The organism is Rhizobium sp. RHZ01 (genome assembly GCF_014851595.1).
Lineage (GTDB): Bacteria > Pseudomonadota > Alphaproteobacteria > Rhizobiales > Rhizobiaceae > Rhizobium > Rhizobium altiplani.
Genome location: NZ_JACUZZ010000008.1, coordinates 175,993 through 194,476 on the forward strand (window position 1 = coordinate 175,993; position 18,484 = coordinate 194,476).

The following is an 18,484-nucleotide window of genomic DNA, read 5'->3' on the forward strand; positions in this document are numbered from 1 at the left end:
CTCCGATCAGTTACGGGGACTGGTCCGGTTTCCCTGCCGGACCGTCCTTGTTTCCTCCCAAGAATCCGCGGCTCCGCGGCGAACACTACCTTATTCGGCGTTTCGCCCATGAGCTGCACTAGCCCGGAAACTCCTCAACCGAGTCGACCCGATCGGGATAGAAAGCGAGGTGCTCCTTGATCTCGCTGACAGCGGCATACGGACTTTCATAGGTCCAGATCGCATTCACGACCTCCGCACCGCCCAAAACAATTTGAAATACGACGCCTCGCCCTTATACGGGCAGTAGGTATGGTGATCACTCCGGGTGAGAAGCGCCATATCGACATCAGCGCGCGGTATGTACTGAACGGCAGGATAGGACGCTTCCTTCAGCGACAACGCATTGCGACTATCGGCAATAGCCTGCCCGCGCAGCTTTATGACGACGCGCGCAGGATTGGGCGTGACGGTAATCGGGTGATCGGGACCGGGTATCTTCATCGATTGTGCAGACATCGGCAGCTCCTTCGGCCAGAACTCAGATATAGGAGCCGCGCCATCAAATTGCAGGAGCGGCCGTGGCGGGTCCTCGCTTCCGCCGCCCGTGAACGGCACCGGCAAACAACGCTACTTTGCCGCCATCGCCCGTCGCTGAAACAAGCCGAGTCCTAGGACAGCCGCCAGCACGCAGCCGACGCCGGCAACTTGGTTGGAATGCAGCGGCTCACCGAGTATCACGAAGGCCATCAATAACGCGGAAACCGGTGCGACTGCGGTGAAAAGCGACGCCTCGACGCCGCTCACACGCTCCGCCCCGGCATACCAAAGGATGAAACCGACAACGGTCGGCACCAGCGCGTAGTAGATCGCTGCCGACATCGCACCTGCCGAGAATTCCCGTGGCACACCTTCTGCCAAGACGGCCGCCACCATGGCGACGCCGAAGCCAATCCCCGTCATCAATGCAGACTGCGTCAGCGCCGAGATCGGTGTGCTGAGGTTCTTGTTCAGGAGTATGAACAGGCTTTCGCAGATCACGGCTCCGAAAACCAGTGCGTTGCCAGGCAGGGATCCACTTCCGGCATCGGGTGAAAGCGCGATGAACAAAACGCCGGTTGTCGCCAGCACGATTGCCAGCACCATCGACGAACGAGGCTTTTCGCGCAGAACAACGACGGAAAGCGCCCCGGCGACAACCGGCAACGTCCCGATGATGACGCCCGCGTCGGCCGCGGTGGTCAGCTTCAGGCCTGAGATCAGCAAGGTCGTGTAGCCAACACTGCCCGCACCGGCCTGAACGAAGACGATGATCCAGTCGCGAAGCGGCAAGCTTGGCAGGCGGGTCCCGGTCATACCCATCAAAAGTAGGAAGAACGGGAAGGCAGCGGCGAAGCGCAGAGCTGTCGCCGTGAACGGCGGCATGCCTGACGCAATGACCCGGCTTGCGATAACGGTGCTGCCAACCGTGATCATCGCCAGAGTCAGATAGAGGTAACCTTGCAAATGTCGCTGCATCGCCTTCTCCTGTTTGCGCAGAAGAAAGACCATAATTATCTAGCGATCTTGTATGAAATTGCAGCGCAGTTAGGCGACCGCATTGGCATAGGCGCGCGGAGAGACCCCATACTTCCGCACAAACACGCGCGTCATGTGGCTTTGGTCGACGAAGCCGCTGGCAATGGCGGCCTCCGCCAAGGGTGCGCCGCCCGCGATCAGACGCCGCGCAAGATGGATGCGGCGCTGGACCAGATAGGCATGTGGCGTCATGCCGGTTGCTTTCGCGAAACCCCGCAATACCTGAAACCGGCTGAGCCGGCTCGCACGGGCCAGGTCGGACAGAGAGATTGCCGCTGTAGGATCGCAGTCGATCATTTCCTGCGCGGTCCGAATGGCCTGGGGTGCACCCGGCCGATCGTTCGGGACGGCCTCCGCAAAGACGCGGGCGACGAGTTCAAGCAGGGCTTGCTCCAGCTGCAGTTGCCGCCCTCCCTCGTTGGTCAAGAGCGCAAAAACTGCCTCGAAGTGCGCCGCGATCGCCTTGTCATGCAGCACCGGATGCGCAATCTCGACCGCCGATCGTCGTCCCCCTGTAACTTCGGAGAGGTTGGCAGTGATCACCGCAGGGTCGAAGTAGAGGATTCGCCACGACCTGCCCTCACCGATCGGCGTGCCATCATGCACTTCGTTCGGATTGACCGTGATGATGTCGCCGGCACCAGCCTCGACCATCCCACGCCCGCTCAGCGATTTCTGCGCACCTGACGAAACCAGCCCGATGCCGAACTGCTCATGAGTATGGCGCGCGAAGCTCCGGCCGCTACTGGCAGCCACGGCCTCAATGCCGGCAACCGCCGACCTGAACATGCGAAATTGACTGCGGGCCATGAGTGGGCTTTCAGAGATGAAGCCGCATAGTGCCAGCCGAAGCCACCGAAAACAACGGCAAGCGACACCCCTCGCTGCCCATCGCCTCAAGCGATCATGCTGGCCAAAGTGCTCAATGGAGCGTTTCGCCCAGATCCTTGTCTGCCAGAATCGCCCAGACATCATCGAGCGCGGCAACCAGGATATCGGTGAGCTCGTCTCCGCGATTCTCGAAAAAGGCAGCCTTGGTCGCTTCATCCTGCAGTTCGAAGAAGCGCTCGATTTCGTTCGACATCTCATTGTCCTTTCACGCGCCACCGACATGTGGCGATGGGAAAGGGTTAAAGGGACTGTCTTGCGCCGAACTGGTGAACGCTAGTCCATCGGGAAACGGCGGCTCGCCCATTCGCTCCTTGGAACCGGATTGCCGACGGCAAAGCTGAACGATTGGATTTTCGTGGCCCCATCGTCCACCTCGCAACGGAAACTGACATCATACCAGCGGCCCGCAGCCCGAAATGCGCCTTTCCGGACCTGGAGAACGGTGCCCTTTGACAAGCGGTAGGATGGCAGGAGTTCCGGCCGATATGACGGGGAACCATGCATCAGCTGCTGCCGAAGCTCCGTGCCGCAGAGTTGGTCGACACGAACACTCCGCGGCAGATCGCCCATTGCGGTTCTCGCCACTGGATCATTCGTCATATTCTGCGAGAACAATGTCTTCGCCTCCGTCAGCTCGACGGGCTTGTCCGCCTGTGCGGTTGCCGTCGCATCGGGCTTCGTTGCATTGGGCGGTTTGCCCTGCTCAAAGCTGGTCTTGGCCTCGCTTTCGGCGCCGGCGGCTGGACCGTTCTTCTCGGCATGGCTTTCCGCCAGGTCGACCCGCGGCAGGTCGACATCATCAGGGACCGGATTGGCCGGCGGTTCCTTGCTTTCAGGTGTCTTGGCTGCCTCTGTTGTTTGCTCCGGTTTCACCTGATCTTCCTGGGTTTCAGGCTTAGGTTCAGGTGAAGGCTTCGGCGTATCAGACTTTACACCCGCGACGGAAGCATCCCCCTCGGTCGATTTCTCCGGGCCGGTATCCTTGTCGCCAAATTCCGTCACCGGGCGCAGCACCGGCAGCGGCTGCCCCTTGCCAGACTGCTCCTTGGACTTGGCATCCTCTGCAGCTGCTGCTTCCGGTGGCTTTTCCGGCGGTTTCTCTTCCGGCGCCTTTGCCTGCTCCGGCGGCGGAGGCGGTGGTGGCGGAGGCGGCGGCTGCTCGGCCTTCTCTTGCTTCGGCGGTTCCGGCGGCTTCTCGGCCGGCTTTTCCTCCGCCTTCTTCTCCTCGGGTTTCGGCTCCTCTGGCTTGGGCTCTTCCGGCATCTTCAATTCCGGCGGCTTCTCCTCGGGTTTCTTTTCCTCTGGTTTCTTTTCTTCTGGCGGTGGCACGAGGTCGACGCTGACGGTTTCCTCCTCCGGCTGAGGCGCAGGTACGGGCAGCTTCACGAGAAAGAAGCCGACGACGGCAAGGTGCAGCAGAACGGAGGCAAAGATGCCCCAGCCGAATGCTCCCCATTTCTTTCCCGAAGTCTGTTGCATGCCTACGAACGATGCCCTGCGCCACGCTACCGATGTGGCCTTTTAAGAAGGCATCATCAAGCCGTAAAACAAAAAAGCCTCGTGTCACGCAACCGCAACCGTTTTCGCGCGGCACGTCCTCCACATGTTTGCGCGTATTCGCCTCTGCGAGAAGGTCAAGGGCTATCCGAGCGAGCCTATGATCTCGCGATAGGCAGCCTCCGGAAACGCCTTTAAAGTCTTGGTGCGCACATTACCCGCCATCCCAAGCGACAGCCCGAAGCGCGCCATGACAGCATCGTCAGGCGCCTCGCAGACAGCAACCATGTCGTGATCGCCCAAGGTAAGGAAGAAATTCTGGAAGGAGCCGCCCATGTCGCCAAGCAGCTTCTTTGCCGCGTCCAGGCGCTTTGCCGAGTCGCGAACGTTGCGAATTCCCTGATCCGTCCAATTAATAAGCACGATGTAAGTGGTCATTGCACACCTCCCACCGGAGGGTCTTGGCCCTACGCAACAGGCTATGGCGACCTTCGCTCACGCGCTGTGGTCGGTCCTGTCCCCCGTAGTGTCTACCTTACTCCTGTCCCCATGCGACAACAAGAAATGCCACGGCCCGCAAGGGTGCCAGAAAAGCAAAAGCCGGGCACAGGGCCCGGCTCTTGGATGTTTCCAGTCGAAGGTGGAAGCTTAGCTGTCCAGGAAGCTGCGAAGCTTTCTCGAACGGCTCGGGTGCTTCAGCTTGCGCAGCGCCTTCGCTTCGATCTGACGGATACGTTCGCGGGTAACCGAGAACTGCTGACCGACTTCCTCGAGCGTATGGTCGGTGTTCATGCCGATGCCGAAACGCATGCGCAGCACGCGCTCTTCGCGCGGCGTCAGTGATGCCAGAACGCGAGTCGTCGTTTCGCGCAGATTCGCCTGGATGGCGGCGTCGATCGGCAGCAGCGCGTTCTTGTCCTCGATGAAATCGCCGAGGTGTGAATCCTCTTCGTCACCGACAGGGGTTTCGAGCGAGATCGGCTCCTTGGCGATCTTCAGGACCTTGCGGACCTTTTCGAGCGGCATGGCAAGCTTTTCGGCCAGTTCTTCCGGTGTCGGCTCGCGACCGATTTCGTGCAGCATCTGGCGCGACGTGCGGACGATCTTGTTGATCGTTTCGATCATATGCACCGGAATACGGATCGTGCGGGCCTGGTCGGCGATGGAACGGGTGATCGCCTGACGGATCCACCACGTCGCGTAAGTCGAGAACTTGTAGCCGCGGCGGTATTCGAACTTGTCGACCGCCTTCATCAGGCCGATGTTGCCCTCCTGAATGAGGTCGAGGAACTGCAGACCACGGTTCGTGTACTTCTTGGCGATGGAGATGACGAGGCGAAGGTTCGCTTCGACCATTTCCTTCTTGGCGATGCGGGCTTCGCGCTCGCCCTTCTGCACCATGTGCACGATGCGGCGGAATTCCGAGATCGAGATGCCGGTTTCCGTTGCGAGATTCTGGATCTCCTGGCGGATGTCGCGGATCGTCGTGTTTTCGCCCTTGGCGAATTCCTTCCAGCCGCGTGCCGCCAGATTGCCGATCGACTTCATCCAGTTCGGATCGAGTTCGGCGCCCTGATACTGCTCGAGGAACGAGTCGCGCTTGACGCCGTAGGATTCAGCGAGACGCAGCAGGCGGCCTTCGTTCTGAACGAGGCGCTTGTTAATGTCGTAAAGCTGCTCGACGAGGGCGTCGATGCGGTTCTGGTTCAGCGACAGAGACTTGACGGCCTTGATGAGCTCATCCTTGAGCTCCTTGTACCGGCGCTCCTGGGCAGACGACAGCGTGCCGGTGGCAGCGAGCCGCTGCTCGACCTGCTGGTCCTGAAGCTTGCGCAGCTTCTTGTAGGTCTCGGCGATGATGTCGAGCGTTTCCATGACCTGCGGGCGCAGTTCCGCTTCCATAGCGGCGAGCGACAGGTTGGACTCGTCTTCGTCTTCTTCTTCCTCTTCCGGAGGAAGGCCTTCGCCGCCGACATTGGTGATGTCGTCGTCGCCAGAACGGACGCGGCGCGTCTTTTCCTTCTCTTCGGCGGCCTTGCGGTCAGCCTCGATCTTCTCGGGGCTTTGGAACTGCGGTGCAGCCTTGGCTTCCGGGCCGGAATAGGTGGTTTCGAGGTCGATGATCTCGCGAAGCAGCGTCGTGCCTTCGTTGAGCTCATCGCGCCAGATGATCAGCGCCTGGAACGTCAGCGGGCTTTCGCAGAGGCCGCCGATCATGGTTTCGCGGCCGGCCTCGATGCGCTTTGCGATCGCAATTTCGCCTTCGCGCGACAGCAGCTCCACCGAGCCCATTTCGCGCAGATACATGCGAACCGGATCGTCGGTGCGGTCGGTCGGTTCCTTCTTCTTGGCGGTCGCAAGGGCAGTGCCGCCGGAAGGTGCGAGCTCGCCGCCTTCGCTCTCGTCGTCGGAGCCGGAATCATCATCGTCGCCGCCGGCCGTGGCTTCCTCGGCTTCTTCGTCTTCGATGACGTTGATGCCCATGTCCGACAACATCGACATCGTGTCTTCGATCTGCTCGGACGTCACTTCTTCTGACGGCAGGACGGCGTTCAACTCGTCCATCGTTACATAGCCGCGCTTCTTCGCGGCCTTGATCATCTTCTTGACCGCGTCATCGGAAAGATCGAGAAGAGGGCCGTCGGTGCCGCCGTCGCGTTCGACTTCCGCTTCTTCGTTTTCTTTGACCTTGGTTGCCATTTATGTCGTCGCCTTCCTGACGCTATTCAAACTCGTCGCAGTGAACGGCCGCACGCAGCCGATACGCCGCAAACGACCGTCTCGAATCACCTAGTCTCACCTAACGGGATGAGATTTAATGCCTGATTAACCACGATTGCCGGCGCCGGACGACAGAGCTTCATTGTCATCAAATGTCCGGCCATGGTTGTGCGATCCGCCCTTGACCCAGTTCACCGCTTTCCAAGTCGAACGGTGATTCCCACATTTTTTGTTCTCGTCAAGCTTTTCTAGCAAAAAAGCCTCACAAAACCCGGAAAAAGCCTTATCCACAGGCCCGGAACCGCCCAAGCGATTGCCAACCATAAATAGGATGTCACCACGAGAAGACAAGGGCAGCAGGCATTCTTCCTGAACAGCCAAGTCGCCGCCAAGATTCGACGTGCCCGCCGTTTGTTTTGTTCGACCTCCGTCGAAGCTTAATGCGACTGCCCATCCCAGGGCTGGATCTCCAGACTTGCAAGATCAACAGCGGGAATGCAGCGAACGTTGATGCAGGCCATCTCAGCACCGTCAGGCATCTTAGCTTCCGCGAAGGGAGCGATGCCGCAAGTGCCGCAAAAGCGGTGCTGGATCGTGTGGGTATTGAACGTATAGGTGGACAGCTTCTCACGCGGCGTTCTCAGGGTGAACTTGTCGCGGGGAACGAAGGCGAGCAGCCCTCCGCGCCGTCGGCATAGCGAACAATTGCAATCAAGGGCGGAGGTGAACTCCCCTCCACCTCAAATGCGATGTTGCCGCAATGGCAGCTTCCTTCGTACTGCATCGATCCTCCTCAGTTCCAGTCCATAACCACCTTGCCTGAATTGCCCGAGCGCATCGCCTCGAATCCCTCCCGGAACTCATCGATCCCGATCCGGTGCGTGATAACGGGCGACAAATCCAGCCCGCCCTGCACGAAAGCAATCATCTTGTACCAAGTCTCGAACATCTCGCGACCGTAGATGCCCTTCAGGTTAAGCATCTTGAAGATGACTTTGTTCCAGTCGATCTCGAAGCCGGCAGGCGCAATGCCGAGGATCGCGATCTTGCCGCCATTGTTCATCTTGTCGATCATGTCGCGAAAGGCCGGCGCAGCGCCGGACATTTCAAGCCCGACGTCGAAGCCCTCGGTCATTCCGATCGACTTCATCACGTCGGTGAGGTTCTCCTTCGAGGCATCGACGACATAATCGATGCCGAGCTTGCGGGCGAGATCAAGCCGATGCGGGTTGATGTCTGTTATGACCACCTTGCGGGCGCCCGATCGCTTGGCGACCAGCGCCCCCATGATGCCGATCGGGCCCGCGCCGGTGACAAGCACATCCTCGCCGACGAGATCGAAGGAAAGAGCTGTATGCACCGCGTTGCCAAACGGGTCGAAGATCGCGGCGATCTCATCGGAAATATCGTCCGGAATCGGCACCACATTCGCCTCGGGAATGCAGACGAACTCTCCGAACGAGCCGGGGCGGTTGACGCCGACGCCGAGCGTGTTGCGGCAGAGGTGGCCCCTGCCCGCACGACAGTTGCGGCACTTGCCGCAGACGATATGCCCCTCGCCGGAAACACGTTCACCGACATGGTATTTCGTAACCGCCGAGCCGATCTCAGCGATCTCGCCGCAGAATTCATGGCCGACGACCATCGGCACAGGAATGGTCTTCTGCGCCCACTGGTCCCAGTTCCAGATATGGACATCGGTACCGCAGATCGCGGATTTCTTCACCTTGATCAACACGTCGTTCGGTCCGACCTCGGGAACCGGGACATGTTCCATCCAAAGCCCCACCTCCGGCTTCGCCTTGACCAGCGCCTTCATCATGTTCGACATGATCTAACTCTCCCAAACCCTTTAAATGACACCGAGTTCGCGGCCGGCTTCGGCAAAGGCCGCAATCGTCCGCTCGACATCTGCACGTGAATGCGCCGCCGACATCTGCGTGCGGATGCGCGCCTGTCCCTTTGGCACGACAGGGAAGGAGAAGCCGATCACATAGACGCCCTTCTTCAACATGAGCGCCGCCATGTCCTGCGCCAGCTTGGCGTCGCCAAGCATGACAGGAATGATCGGATGCCCCTCGCCCGCCAAGGTGAAGCCGAGCTTCGTCATTTCGGAGCGGAACAGCGCCGCATTGGCTGCCAACCGCTCGCGCAGCGCATCACCGTTCTCGATGAGATCGAAGACCTTGAGCGACGCAGCCGCAATTACCGGTGCCAGCGTGTTCGAGAACAGATAGGGGCGCGACCGCTGCCGCAGCCAGTCGACGATTTCCGCCTTTGCCGAAGTATAGCCGCCGGAGGCACCGCCGAGCGCCTTCCCGAGCGTGCCGGTGATGATGTCGACCCGGCCCTCAACCCCGCAATGCTCGGCTGACCCGCGCCCATGCTTCCCGACGAAGCCGACGGCGTGGCTGTCGTCGACCATGACCATCGCACCATATTTCTCGGCGAGGTCGCAGACGCCCTGCAGGTTGGCAATAATGCCGTCCATCGAGAAGACACCATCAGTAGCGATCAGCTTGAAGCGGCTGCCTTCCGCCTTCTTCAGCTCTTCCTCCAGCGCCGTCATGTCGTTGTTGGCATAGCGGAAGCGCTTCGCCTTGGAGAGACGCACGCCATCGATGATCGAGGCGTGGTTCAGCGCGTCGGAGATGATTGCATCCTCCTCGCCGAGCAGCGTCTCGAAGAGACCGCCATTGGCGTCGAAACAAGAGGAATAGAGGATCGTGTCTTCCATGCCGAGGAAGGAGGAAATGCGGGCCTCGAGCTGTTTGTGCTCTTCCTGTGTACCGCAGATAAAGCGCACCGACGCCATGCCGTAGCCATAGCGGTCGAGCGCCTTCTTCCCCGCTTCGACAAGCTCCTCATTATCAGCGAGCCCGAGATAGTTGTTGGCGCAGAAGTTCAGCACGCGCTCGCCGGAGGCAACGGCAATCTCGCCTGCCTGCTTGGAGGTGATGACGCGCTCGGACTTGTAAAGTCCGGCATCCTTCAGTGCGGCAAGTTCGGTGCGGAGGTAGGAGAGGAATTCCGAGGTCATTGAATGCCCTTCTTGTGATGTTTCCCGATGCCCTGCACTAGCACATAGCCAAGAGCCTGTCTTGCCGTCGTCAACGCCGGATTTCGCCGCCATAGTTCGCCAAAGCATATCCGCGGTACGATTTTGACAGAGATCAATGCAGGTCGGCGCGAAAGGAGTAGAATCAACTTCATCCAACAGAAAGGCGGGTCAAAATGACGATCAAAACCGTTCTAGCTGTTCTCGGCGTCGACCATTGGGCCGACGACCTCAGCAACGCCGTGAAGTTCTGCGAGGGTCACGACGCACATCTGACAGCGCTTGTGATGAGCATGGGTGCCGTGCCCGCGATCGCAACATACCAGGCGATCTCCACAGCGTGGCTCGACGAGCAGCAGCGCGAAATCGAACACCTCGGCGAAGAAGCTGCGGCAGTCAAAGCGGAACTGCGGAACGCCGATCTTTCAAGCGATGTGCAGGAAATCTACACAGAGTTCGCCTGGGTCGATGACGACATCGCCGAACGTTCCCTTTATGCGGACCTGGTTCTTGTCGAGGCTCAGACGGCGCGCAACGAGCCCCTGCGAAAACGCGTTATCGACGGAGCACTCTTTCAATCGCCGACCCCGATTTTGATCAATCCCGCCAAGAGATCGATGACGACGTCTCCGAAGTCGGTATTGCTTGCTTGGGACTCCAGCAACGAAGCCGCCCGTGCGGCGCGGCAATCCCTGGATTTCCTGAAAGCCAGCGACACGGTTCACGTGACACTTATTGATCCGGTCTCTTCAGCAACAGCAAACGGTGAGGAACCTGGAGCCGACATCGCGGCCTATCTTGCGCGGCATGGGATCAATGTCGAAGTTGACCGCGTGCCCAGCGGCGGACGGCGGGTGGACGAGGCATTGAGGCAGCACGCCCTCGATGTCGCGGCAGATCTCATCGTGATGGGTGCCTATAACCACCCACGCCTGCAGCAACGCCTCTTCGGTGGCGTAACACAGTCCATGCTGAAAGACAGCACCGTTCCGATGTTTCTATCTCGGTAAAGTTTGGTAAAACGCGTGGCTCGAGACGGGGGGCTTTGGATCCTAAAGACCTTGAAAGCGTCAGCATGTCATGCCCGATCCAACCGTCACCCTCGGCGCAGCCTAGTCATCGTGACCGAGGATCACATCCAGAAACGCATCACCGTAGCGCTCGAGCTTCGACTGGCCTACCCCCGAGATGTTGAGCATCTCCTTGTGCGTCCGCGGCCGCTCGGTCGCGAAGGCGATGAGTGTCGTATCGGGGAAGACAACATAGGGCGGCACGCCGAGCGAGCGCGCGATCGCCGTCCGCTCCGCGCGCAAGGCTTCGAAGAGCACGCCGTCTCCGCCTGAAAGAACGGAGCGCCGCTCGACCTGCGCCGTTCGTTTCGAACGTCGTTCCGCAACCGGACGATCCTTGCGGAAGAAAACCGGGCGTTCGCGCTTGAAGACGGCGCGGGCCTCCGCCTCGAGCTTCAGGGCGCCGAACGCTTCATTGTCGACGCGGACCAATCCCATCGCAAGCAATTGCCGGAATACCGATTGCCACGTGCGGGCCGGCAGATCATTTCCGGCGCCAAAGACCGGCATTGTCGTGTGGCCGAAGCGTTCAGTCTTCTCGTTGACGTTGCCGAGCAGCACATCCACGACATGCCCGGTGCCGAACCGCTCGCCGGTCCGGTAGATCGCGGCAAGCGCCTTGATGGCTGCCTCCGTCCCGTCCCAGGTCTCGACCGGCTTCAGGCAGGTATCGCAGCCACCGCACTTGCCGGCATGCGCCTCGCCGAAATGCGCAAGGATTGCCTGACGGCGGCACGAGGCGGTTTCGCAGATCGCCAGCAGCGCGTTCAGCTTGGAGCGCTCAACGCGTTTGATCTCGTCGGCCGCACCACCGTCGTCGATCATCCGGCGGCGCTGGATGACGTCGGCCATGCCGTAGGCCATCCAGACTTCGGAAGGCAGGCCGTCGCGCCCGGCGCGGCCCGTCTCCTGGTAGTACGCCTCGACCGAGCCCGGCAGATCGAGATGCGCGACGTAGCGCACATTCGGCTTGTCGATCCCCATGCCGAAGGCGACGGTGGCGACAAGGCAAAGCTCATCCTCTTTCAGAAAGGCATCCTGATTTGCATCGCGAAGCACCCTGTCCATGCCGGCGTGATAGGGAAGCGCCCGAATGCCCTGCCCGTTCAGCCACTCGGCCGTATCCTCGACCTTGGCGCGGGACAGACAGTAGACGATACCGCTGTTGCCTTTGTGTCCGGAAAGAAACCGCAGCAACTGCTGGCGCGGCTGATCGCGCTCGACGATTTCGTAGGAAATGTTCGGGCGATCGAAGCTGGTCGTAAAGACCTGGGCATTGTTCAGCGCCAACCGTTCGACGATATCGTCGCGGGTGTGCGAGTCGGCCGTCGCCGTCAGCGCAATGCGCGGCACACCCGGGTAGTGCTCCGCCAGCTTGCCAAGCTCGCGATACTCGGGGCGGAAGTCATGGCCCCATTGGGAAACACAATGCGCCTCGTCGATCGCGAAGAGCGAGATCCGCGCGTTACCGATCGTGTCGCGGAAGCCATCCATGAGAATGCGCTCCGGCGTCACGTAAAGGAGATCGAGCTTGCCTGCGGCAATCGCGCGACGAACCTCGATGAACTCCTCGCGTGACAGCGCCGAGTTCAGTGCCGCGGCCCTGATGCCGAGCTGCTTCATCGCCTCCACCTGATCGCGCATCAGCGCAATCAGCGGCGAAACGACAATGCCGACACCTTCGCGGCAGAGCGCCGGAATCTGGAAGCAGAGCGATTTGCCGGCCCCCGTCGGAAAGAGAACGACGGCATCGCCGCCGGCGACGACATGCTCCACCACCTGCTGCTGCTTGCCGCGGAAGGCCGGATAGCCATAGACACGGTTAAGAATGCCAAGAGGCGAGCGCTCCGCGCCGAACAGCGCATCGCCGGCAGAAAGTTGCTCTGTAGAATCCCTCAATGGCTAGCCGCTCCCTTGACGCGGCCGGAGAGCACGCCGAATCCATCGATGATCGCTTCCTGGTTCTCTAAGCGAAGCCCCTCGAAATGAACCTCCTGCAATGCGCGCATCAACTGATCGATCACCTCGCCGTTGCCGGCCTCGGTTGCCTCGGCGATCTCGCGTTCGAGCTCGATCTTCTGGAAACGCAGCGCTTTGGCGCGTTTGTGGAAGGCGAGCGCCTGCCGGTAGCCTTCGCGCGCATCCTCCATCGCAGCCTCCGATGTAGCGATCCAAAGGCGGGCATTGCGGATCTGCTGCTCGAGCCCCTGCAGCAATGAGCCGAAGCCTTGCTCTTCCATGCGCTCCAGCAGGTGCTCTCGCGTGAGGTGCGGGCCGGCCACGGCCGCGGCGGCGCCGAGCATGACAGACCAGAGCCGCTGAAGCTCGCGATTGTCGTAGTCGATCGAGGCGATTTCGTCATACTCGTCCTGCATCAAGGCCGGATGATTGATAACTGTCAGCGCCAGAACGCTCTCGCGCAAGGCAGGCGTCTCCTGGTGGCCTCGAACCAGACCGGAGCGGGCGAGCCGATCGGAAATGCCTCCGCCGGAAAGGCGCGGGCCGCGTGGCCCCTCGTTGCCACGGCCACGGGATTGTCCGCCGCCACGATCAAAGCTTCGCCGCTCATTGCCGCGATTCTGGAATTGCGGCTGGAAGAAGCCGTTCAGGCGGTCGCGCATATCCTGCTGGTAGTGACGGCGCACATTCTCATCGGCAATGACACCAACCAGCTGCTTCAACCGCGCTTCGAGCTCGGCCTTCGCTTCAGGCGTCTCGAACTGCCCGGTATTGATCTCACGGCCCCAGATCATCTCTGCCAGCGGCTTGGCCTGGCTCATCACCTTGTCGAAGGGCGCACGGCCTTCGTTGCGCACCAAATCGTCCGGGTCCTTGCCGTCGGGCAACAGGGCAAAGCGCACGGTGCGCCCCGGCTTGATATGCGGAAGCGCCAGATCGGCAGCGCGATTGGCGGCGCGAATGCCGGCGCCGTCGCCATCGAAGCAAAGCACGGGCTGCGGCGTTATCTTCCAGAGGAGTTCAAGCTGGTTCTCGGTCAATGCCGTGCCGAGCGGCGCCACGGCATTCTCGACGCCGGCCTGATGCAGCGCGATCACGTCCATATAGCCTTCGACGGCGATGATCGTGCCCTCGCCGTTCGCACCCTGCGTCGCCCGGCGGGCGCGTGCGAAATTGTAGAGCACATTGCCTTTGTGGAACAGCTCTGTCTCGTTGGAATTGAGATACTTCGCGGGCGCATCCGGCGACATGGCACGCCCCCCGAACGCAATTACCTTCTCGCGAGATGACAGGATCGGGAACATGATGCGGTCGCGGAAGCGATCGTAGGAGACCGGCACCTCGGGACCATGGACCACCAGCCCACATGCTTCGATCTGTTCCTTGGCAATGCCCTTGCCCGCCAGAAACTCCTTGAGTGCGTTTCGGCTATCGGGGGCAAAGCCGAGCCGGAAGGTCTCGATCGTGCGTCCCGTCAGCCCGCGGTCGCGAAGATAAGCCCGCGCCCGCGCGCCGTTTGCCGTCTGCAACTGATCCTGAAAGTACTTGGTCGCAAGCTCCATCACGTCGAGAAGCGAAGTGCGCTCCTTCTCGCGCTTCTCCATAACCGGATCGGCAACCGGCATGGCAACGCCCGCCATGTCGGCGATCTGCTGCACCGCCTCCGGAAAATTCAACCCTTCCAGATCTGTGAGAAAGCGGAAGTGATCGCCGGTGACGCCGCAGCCGAAGCAGTGGTAGCGCCCCTTTCGGTCCTCGCAGTGGAAGCTCGGCGACTTCTCGCCGTGAAACGGGCAGCAGGCCCAATAGTCGCCGCGCGACACGTTGGTCTTGCGCTTGTCCCAGCTCACACGACGGCCAATCACGTCCGAAATCGGCACGCGATCGCGTATCTCGTCGAGAAAGGAATTGGAAAAGCGCATGTGAACCTCTTGATTGGGTCCATATAAGCAGGTTCATACGCAGATGCCACGGCATTTGGGCGAAAGCCGCGCTATTCACAGGACCATTGCCTGCTCAAAATTCTCCCGAAATGAGTGTTCAAAATTGCGTTACCGCCCCTGCGACAGGGGGTGCGACACTGACGGCAATAACCCCACGTTTTGCGTGTATGCAAGCAGGCGTCCCGACCGTCTCAGTTCTTGACTATCGTCAAAAACCGATTTCGGAACAACGGCTTCCGAATTGCTCCGACCGACGAATTTCATGTCGGCGCGCAGTAGCCTCCATCGCGGTTGCCACACCTAAGGCAGCCCCGTCGCCAATCATTATTTTTTTGTAATTTGAATCAGTTGCCGCGTCGCAATAACTTCAATGGGAAAGAAGCGATCCCCAAGCGAGGCACCATCCCTACCCCCGGCGCCGCCTCGCAAGGGTGTCTTTGCGAGTAACCGGTGGCTTGGATCTCGGTCCTGCGTCGCCACCGGAAGCAAAGAGCAAGAAGGCAGGAGCACCCCCAGCTCCTGCCTTCTATAATTTCACCTAAAAGTTTTATCTTCGATGTCTCCATGTCCGCTGTGGGCAGTGGATGGCATTGACAGTTCTCCTTCGATGCCCAATGAAAGTATCCTACCGGGATCATCGAATGCCACATAGAGTTGAGGATTTTTTAGAAAGCGACGCCTTTTTCGTGGCCGTGCTGAACTGCGCCCGCGAAATGCTGACGATCTACCGCGAGAGCCCGCGCATCGCATCGATCTTTGCCGCGCAGCAACGCTGGTTGATGGCCCATGCCGGCTTTGCACTCCACTTCGGCTATCCCGGCGAACCGAAGCTCGGCCTTTATTCGCGCCGTTTCATCGCCTTTGCCGTTGCGAACAAGATTGCGAGCCGCAATACCGCCGCAGCCTTTATCCAGGAAATGCTAGCCTACCGGTTCCTTAGTCCGGTCTTGAGTACCAGCGACAAGCGCACGCGCCTGTTGGAGCCGACGGAAACCGCTCACGAACACTTTTACAGGTGGCTCGCCACCCACCTTTTTATTCTCGACAGTCTTGACGGCGGCAATCGGCTGGACCGGATGAATGCCGACCCCTCGGCCTTCTCGAGGATGCAGCCGCTGATCTCCAAGGGGATTATCGATAGCGATGCCGTGCGCGACCCAGGCGCTACATACAATCTGTTCAACTGGGCAAACTCCGGCGGCCTGATCATGGACTACCTTATGATCAGTATCGACAACTTCGATCGCAACTCGGAACGGGCCCACATCGGCCCCGTGTCGCTCAAGGAAATCCGTGACCAGTTCATGATCTCCAACACGCATTTGAAGCGCCTGCTGACGACGGCATCCGAAATGGGAAGCGTGGGTTGGACACAACCGCCCTATAAGGGCGATACCTGGATTTCGCGCGCGTTTATCATGGAGTATTGGGGTTATCAGGCCGCGAAATTCGCCATTGTCGATGCTGCCGCAGAAGCGGTTCTGGGGCTCGCCGCCAGAAAGACGGCGAGCCTGCGCTGATTAGTTCAGCTGTTCCTTGACGGCGCCGGAGGCCTTGGAGAAATCCATCTGGCCGGCATAGCGCTCCTTCAGGACGGCCATCACCTTGCCCATGTCCTTCGGGCCGGCGGCGCCGATTTCCGCGATGATCGCGGTAATGTTGCTGCGAACCTCCGCATCCGAAAGCTGTTTCGGCAGGAAATCATGGAGCACCGCAATTTCGGCACGCTCTTTAGCGGCCAGTTCGGGGCGCGCGTTTTCTTCGTAGATCTTCGCCGATTCGTCGCGCTGCTTCACCATCTTGGCGAGGATCTGCAGGATTTCGTCGTCGCTCGCTTCTTCCTTGCCGGCGCCACGATTGGCAATATCCCGGTCCTTGATGGCGGCCTGAATCAGGCGAACGGTCGAGAGCCGCTCGGCATTCTTGGACTTCATGGCATCCTTGAGGGCGGCGGCGAGTTGATCGCGCAACATCATAATCACTCCTGTTTGAATGCCGCTTCATAAACCACGCGAATGCATGGGATCAAATAAATTGCGGAAAATGACGGCAGAAAGCGCGAGAAAACCCGCAGAATGTGCGCTACAAAGATTGACCTCGCGCAACAGCGTGGCTATTTACCGCCACCTGCACCAAAATTCGTGATCAGGCCTGAGAGCGCGCGCCTTGCCGCGCGCATATGCTTGCGAACCAAATGGCCGGCCAACGTTGCCCAAGGACGTGTGGCTGCCGGAAACGGGATGAAGATGACCGCGACAGCACCCTGGACAACCGAAAAGCCGACTGCCCTGCTCGTTCTTGCAGACGGAACCGTCATCGAAGGCAAGGGCATCGGCGCGACCGGCAAGGTCCAGGCTGAGGTGGTCTTCAACACGGCGCTGACTGGCTACGAAGAGATTCTGACGGACCCCTCCTATCTCGGCCAGATCGTCACCTTTACCTTCCCGCATATCGGCAACATCGGCACCAACGACGAAGACATCGAGGACCTGACGCCAGCAGCACGCCACGGCGCCGTCGGCGTCATCTTCAAGGCCGATATAACCGATCCGTCCAACTACCGCGCCGTCAAGCACCTCGATGCCTGGCTGAAGGCTCGCGGCATCATCGGCCTCTGCGGTGTCGACACACGCGCGCTGACGGCTTGGATCCGCGAAAACGGCTCGCCGAACGCCGTTATCGCCCATGACCCCAACGGTGTGTTCGACGTTGAGACGCTGAAGGCGGAAGCCAAGGCGTGGAGCGGCCTCGAAGGCCTCGACCTCGCCAAGATCGCTTCGTCAGGCCAAACGTCGCAGTGGGCGCAGACCCCGTGGATCTGGAACGAAGGTTACGGCGAGCTTACCCCAGAAAATGCGACGTATCACGTCGTCTGCCTCGACTACGGCGTCAAGCGCAACATCCTGCGCCTCTTTGCCGGCCTCGACTGCAAGGTCACCGTCATGCCGGCAACGACGAGTGCCGAGGATGTGCTTGCCATGCAGCCCGACGGCATCTTCCTGTCGAACGGCCCGGGCGACCCGGCCGCAACAGGCGAATACGCCGTTCCTGTTATCCAGAAGCTGATCAAGACCGACATCCCGGTCTTCGGCATCTGCCTCGGTCACCAGATGCTCGGCCTCGCGCTCGGCGCCAAGACCGAAAAGATGCACCAGGGCCATCATGGCGCCAACCACCCCGTCAAGGATCACACCACAGGCAAGGTCGAGATCGTCTCGATGAACCACGGCTTCGCGGTCGACACGAAGTCTCTGCCCCATGGCGTTGAAGAGACTCACGTTTCCCTCTTCGACGGCACCAACTGCGGCCTGCGTGTCGCTGGTAAGCCGATCTTCTCGGTGCAGCATCACCCGGAAGCCTCCCCCGGCCCGCAGGACAGCCACTACCTCTTCCGTCGCTTCATCAATCTGGTGCGCGCGAAGAAGGGCGAGGAAGCTCTCGCCGAGCGCTGAGACGGATCCCTTCACGCAATTCGAAAGCCCGCTTCCCAGCGGGCTCAGATTGCTGACAAACCCCTGGCACCGTCTGGGGGTTTGTGATTCATTGGGACATGTTGAAGAAACCTGCCCCCACCCAGACGGCTCTTGAGATGGTGACGCTCGACAGTCTGGTGCCGAAGGATCACCTGCTGCGCAAGATCGACGCGGTGATCGACTTTTCGTTCATCCATGATCGTGTTGCGGGGCTTTATTGCGCCGACAACGGCCGCCCGCCGCTCGATCCGACCTTGATGTTCAAGGCGCTGTTCATTGGCTACCTGTTCGGCATCCGCTCGGAGCGTCAGTTGG

The 18,484-nt window shown here is 60.2% G+C and carries 16 protein-coding genes and 2 pseudogenes; 4 read left to right on the top strand and 14 right to left on the bottom strand.

Going from position 1 to position 18,484, the window contains the following annotated elements:
• Positions 1 to 118 precede the first annotated feature (118 nt).
• The 11 genes and pseudogenes from IB248_RS11440 to IB248_RS11490 all read right to left on the bottom strand — a co-directional run bounded on the left by IB248_RS11440 (position 119) and on the right by IB248_RS11490 (position 9,706).
• Positions 119 to 498, bottom strand: a pseudogene (locus IB248_RS11440) (DUF427 domain-containing protein).
• A 111-nt stretch (positions 499 to 609) separates the two neighbouring features.
• The gene (locus IB248_RS11445; protein WP_192240800.1) at positions 610 to 1,497 is read right to left on the bottom strand and encodes a DMT family transporter; all 888 of its coding nucleotides are present in this window, start codon (positions 1,495 to 1,497) and stop codon (positions 610 to 612) included.
• A gap of 69 nt (positions 1,498 to 1,566) precedes the next feature.
• Positions 1,567 to 2,367 carry an AraC family transcriptional regulator gene (locus IB248_RS11450; protein WP_018116300.1) on the bottom strand — a complete coding sequence of 267 codons (801 nt, stop codon included), beginning with the start codon at positions 2,365 to 2,367 and terminating at the stop codon, positions 1,567 to 1,569.
• A 112-nt stretch (positions 2,368 to 2,479) separates the two neighbouring features.
• A complete protein-coding gene (locus tag IB248_RS11455; RefSeq protein ID WP_018116301.1) occupies positions 2,480 to 2,641 on the bottom strand; it encodes a hypothetical protein in 162 nt (53 codons plus the stop codon).
• Between the two features lie 80 nt (positions 2,642 to 2,721).
• On the bottom strand, positions 2,722 to 3,927 hold the full coding sequence (locus tag IB248_RS11460; protein WP_018116302.1) for a DUF930 domain-containing protein: 1,206 nt from the start codon (positions 3,925 to 3,927) through the stop codon (positions 2,722 to 2,724).
• 162 nt (positions 3,928 to 4,089) lie between these two features.
• Positions 4,090 to 4,383 carry a GYD domain-containing protein gene (locus IB248_RS11465; RefSeq protein WP_018116303.1) on the bottom strand — a complete coding sequence of 98 codons (294 nt, stop codon included), beginning with the start codon at positions 4,381 to 4,383 and terminating at the stop codon, positions 4,090 to 4,092.
• Positions 4,384 to 4,593: 210 nt separating this feature from the next.
• Positions 4,594 to 6,645 carry an RNA polymerase sigma factor RpoD gene (gene rpoD / locus IB248_RS11470; RefSeq protein WP_007534225.1) on the bottom strand — a complete coding sequence of 684 codons (2,052 nt, stop codon included), beginning with the start codon at positions 6,643 to 6,645 and terminating at the stop codon, positions 4,594 to 4,596.
• A gap of 126 nt (positions 6,646 to 6,771) precedes the next feature.
• On the bottom strand, positions 6,772 to 7,047 hold the full coding sequence (locus IB248_RS11475) for a hypothetical protein (protein ID WP_156828755.1): 276 nt from the start codon (positions 7,045 to 7,047) through the stop codon (positions 6,772 to 6,774).
• A 56-nt stretch (positions 7,048 to 7,103) separates the two neighbouring features.
• Positions 7,104 to 7,450 (bottom strand): annotated as a pseudogene (locus IB248_RS11480) (GFA family protein).
• Positions 7,451 to 7,459: 9 nt separating this feature from the next.
• Positions 7,460 to 8,497 (bottom strand): L-threonine 3-dehydrogenase, encoded by a 1,038-nt coding sequence (gene tdh, locus IB248_RS11485; RefSeq protein WP_018116225.1) that lies wholly within the window; start codon positions 8,495 to 8,497, stop codon positions 7,460 to 7,462.
• A 21-nt stretch (positions 8,498 to 8,518) separates the two neighbouring features.
• Positions 8,519 to 9,706, bottom strand: coding sequence for a glycine C-acetyltransferase (locus tag IB248_RS11490; RefSeq protein ID WP_018857175.1), 1,188 nt, complete (start codon positions 9,704 to 9,706; stop codon positions 8,519 to 8,521).
• Between the two features lie 194 nt (positions 9,707 to 9,900).
• On the opposite strand from IB248_RS11490, the gene IB248_RS11495 reads away from it, so the two are divergent.
• A complete protein-coding gene (locus tag IB248_RS11495) occupies positions 9,901 to 10,734 on the top strand; it encodes a universal stress protein (RefSeq protein WP_018857176.1) in 834 nt (277 codons plus the stop codon).
• 102 nt (positions 10,735 to 10,836) lie between these two features.
• On the opposite strand, the gene recQ is transcribed toward IB248_RS11495, so the two are convergent.
• A complete protein-coding gene (recQ, locus tag IB248_RS11500; protein WP_018857177.1) occupies positions 10,837 to 12,693 on the bottom strand; it encodes a DNA helicase RecQ in 1,857 nt (618 codons plus the stop codon).
• Complete coding sequence (gene dnaG, locus IB248_RS11505) at positions 12,690 to 14,675, bottom strand: DNA primase (protein WP_169681521.1); 1,986 nt, start codon at positions 14,673 to 14,675, stop codon at positions 12,690 to 12,692. The genes recQ and dnaG overlap by 4 nt, the downstream gene beginning before the upstream one ends.
• Positions 14,676 to 15,337: 662 nt before the next feature.
• Between dnaG and IB248_RS11510 the strand changes: the two genes are divergently transcribed.
• Positions 15,338 to 16,216: a hypothetical protein gene (locus tag IB248_RS11510; RefSeq protein ID WP_018857179.1), complete on the top strand. Its 879-nt coding sequence runs from the start codon at positions 15,338 to 15,340 to the stop codon at positions 16,214 to 16,216.
• On the opposite strand, the gene IB248_RS11515 is transcribed toward IB248_RS11510, so the two are convergent.
• A complete protein-coding gene (locus IB248_RS11515) occupies positions 16,217 to 16,669 on the bottom strand; it encodes a GatB/YqeY domain-containing protein (RefSeq protein WP_026371789.1) in 453 nt (150 codons plus the stop codon).
• Between the two features lie 273 nt (positions 16,670 to 16,942).
• On the opposite strand from IB248_RS11515, the gene carA reads away from it, so the two are divergent.
• Together carA and IB248_RS11525 are read left to right on the top strand one after the other, a co-directional pair.
• Entirely contained in the window at positions 16,943 to 18,148 is a 1,206-nt protein-coding gene (gene carA, locus IB248_RS11520) for a glutamine-hydrolyzing carbamoyl-phosphate synthase small subunit (protein ID WP_025659294.1), read from the top strand.
• 98 nt (positions 18,149 to 18,246) lie between these two features.
• Positions 18,247 to 18,484: transposase (locus IB248_RS11525; protein WP_192240801.1), on the top strand; the 238-nt coding region annotated here is incomplete at its 3' end.

What these genes read in the sequence shown, in the direction of transcription:
- IB248_RS11455 (WP_018116301.1), bottom strand. Translation starts at nt 2,641, where the DNA reads ATGTCGAACGAAATCGAGCGCTTCTTCGAACTGCAGGATGAAGCGACC.
- IB248_RS11495 (WP_018857176.1), top strand. Translation starts at nt 9,901, where the DNA reads ATGACGATCAAAACCGTTCTAGCTGTTCTCGGCGTCGACCATTGGGCC.
- IB248_RS11490 (WP_018857175.1), bottom strand. Translation starts at nt 9,706, where the DNA reads ATGACCTCGGAATTCCTCTCCTACCTCCGCACCGAACTTGCCGCACTG.
- IB248_RS11445 (WP_192240800.1), bottom strand. Translation starts at nt 1,497, where the DNA reads ATGCAGCGACATTTGCAAGGTTACCTCTATCTGACTCTGGCGATGATC.
- dnaG (WP_169681521.1), bottom strand. Translation starts at nt 14,675, where the DNA reads ATGCGCTTTTCCAATTCCTTTCTCGACGAGATACGCGATCGCGTGCCG.
- IB248_RS11460 (WP_018116302.1), bottom strand. Translation starts at nt 3,927, where the DNA reads ATGCAACAGACTTCGGGAAAGAAATGGGGAGCATTCGGCTGGGGCATC.
- carA (WP_025659294.1), top strand. Translation starts at nt 16,943, where the DNA reads ATGACCGCGACAGCACCCTGGACAACCGAAAAGCCGACTGCCCTGCTC.
- IB248_RS11510 (WP_018857179.1), top strand. Translation starts at nt 15,338, where the DNA reads ATGCCACATAGAGTTGAGGATTTTTTAGAAAGCGACGCCTTTTTCGTG.
- tdh (WP_018116225.1), bottom strand. Translation starts at nt 8,497, where the DNA reads ATGTCGAACATGATGAAGGCGCTGGTCAAGGCGAAGCCGGAGGTGGGG.
- IB248_RS11515 (WP_026371789.1), bottom strand. Translation starts at nt 16,669, where the DNA reads ATGTTGCGCGATCAACTCGCCGCCGCCCTCAAGGATGCCATGAAGTCC.
- rpoD (WP_007534225.1), bottom strand. Translation starts at nt 6,645, where the DNA reads ATGGCAACCAAGGTCAAAGAAAACGAAGAAGCGGAAGTCGAACGCGAC.
- IB248_RS11465 (WP_018116303.1), bottom strand. Translation starts at nt 4,383, where the DNA reads ATGACCACTTACATCGTGCTTATTAATTGGACGGATCAGGGAATTCGC.
- IB248_RS11450 (WP_018116300.1), bottom strand. Translation starts at nt 2,367, where the DNA reads ATGGCCCGCAGTCAATTTCGCATGTTCAGGTCGGCGGTTGCCGGCATT.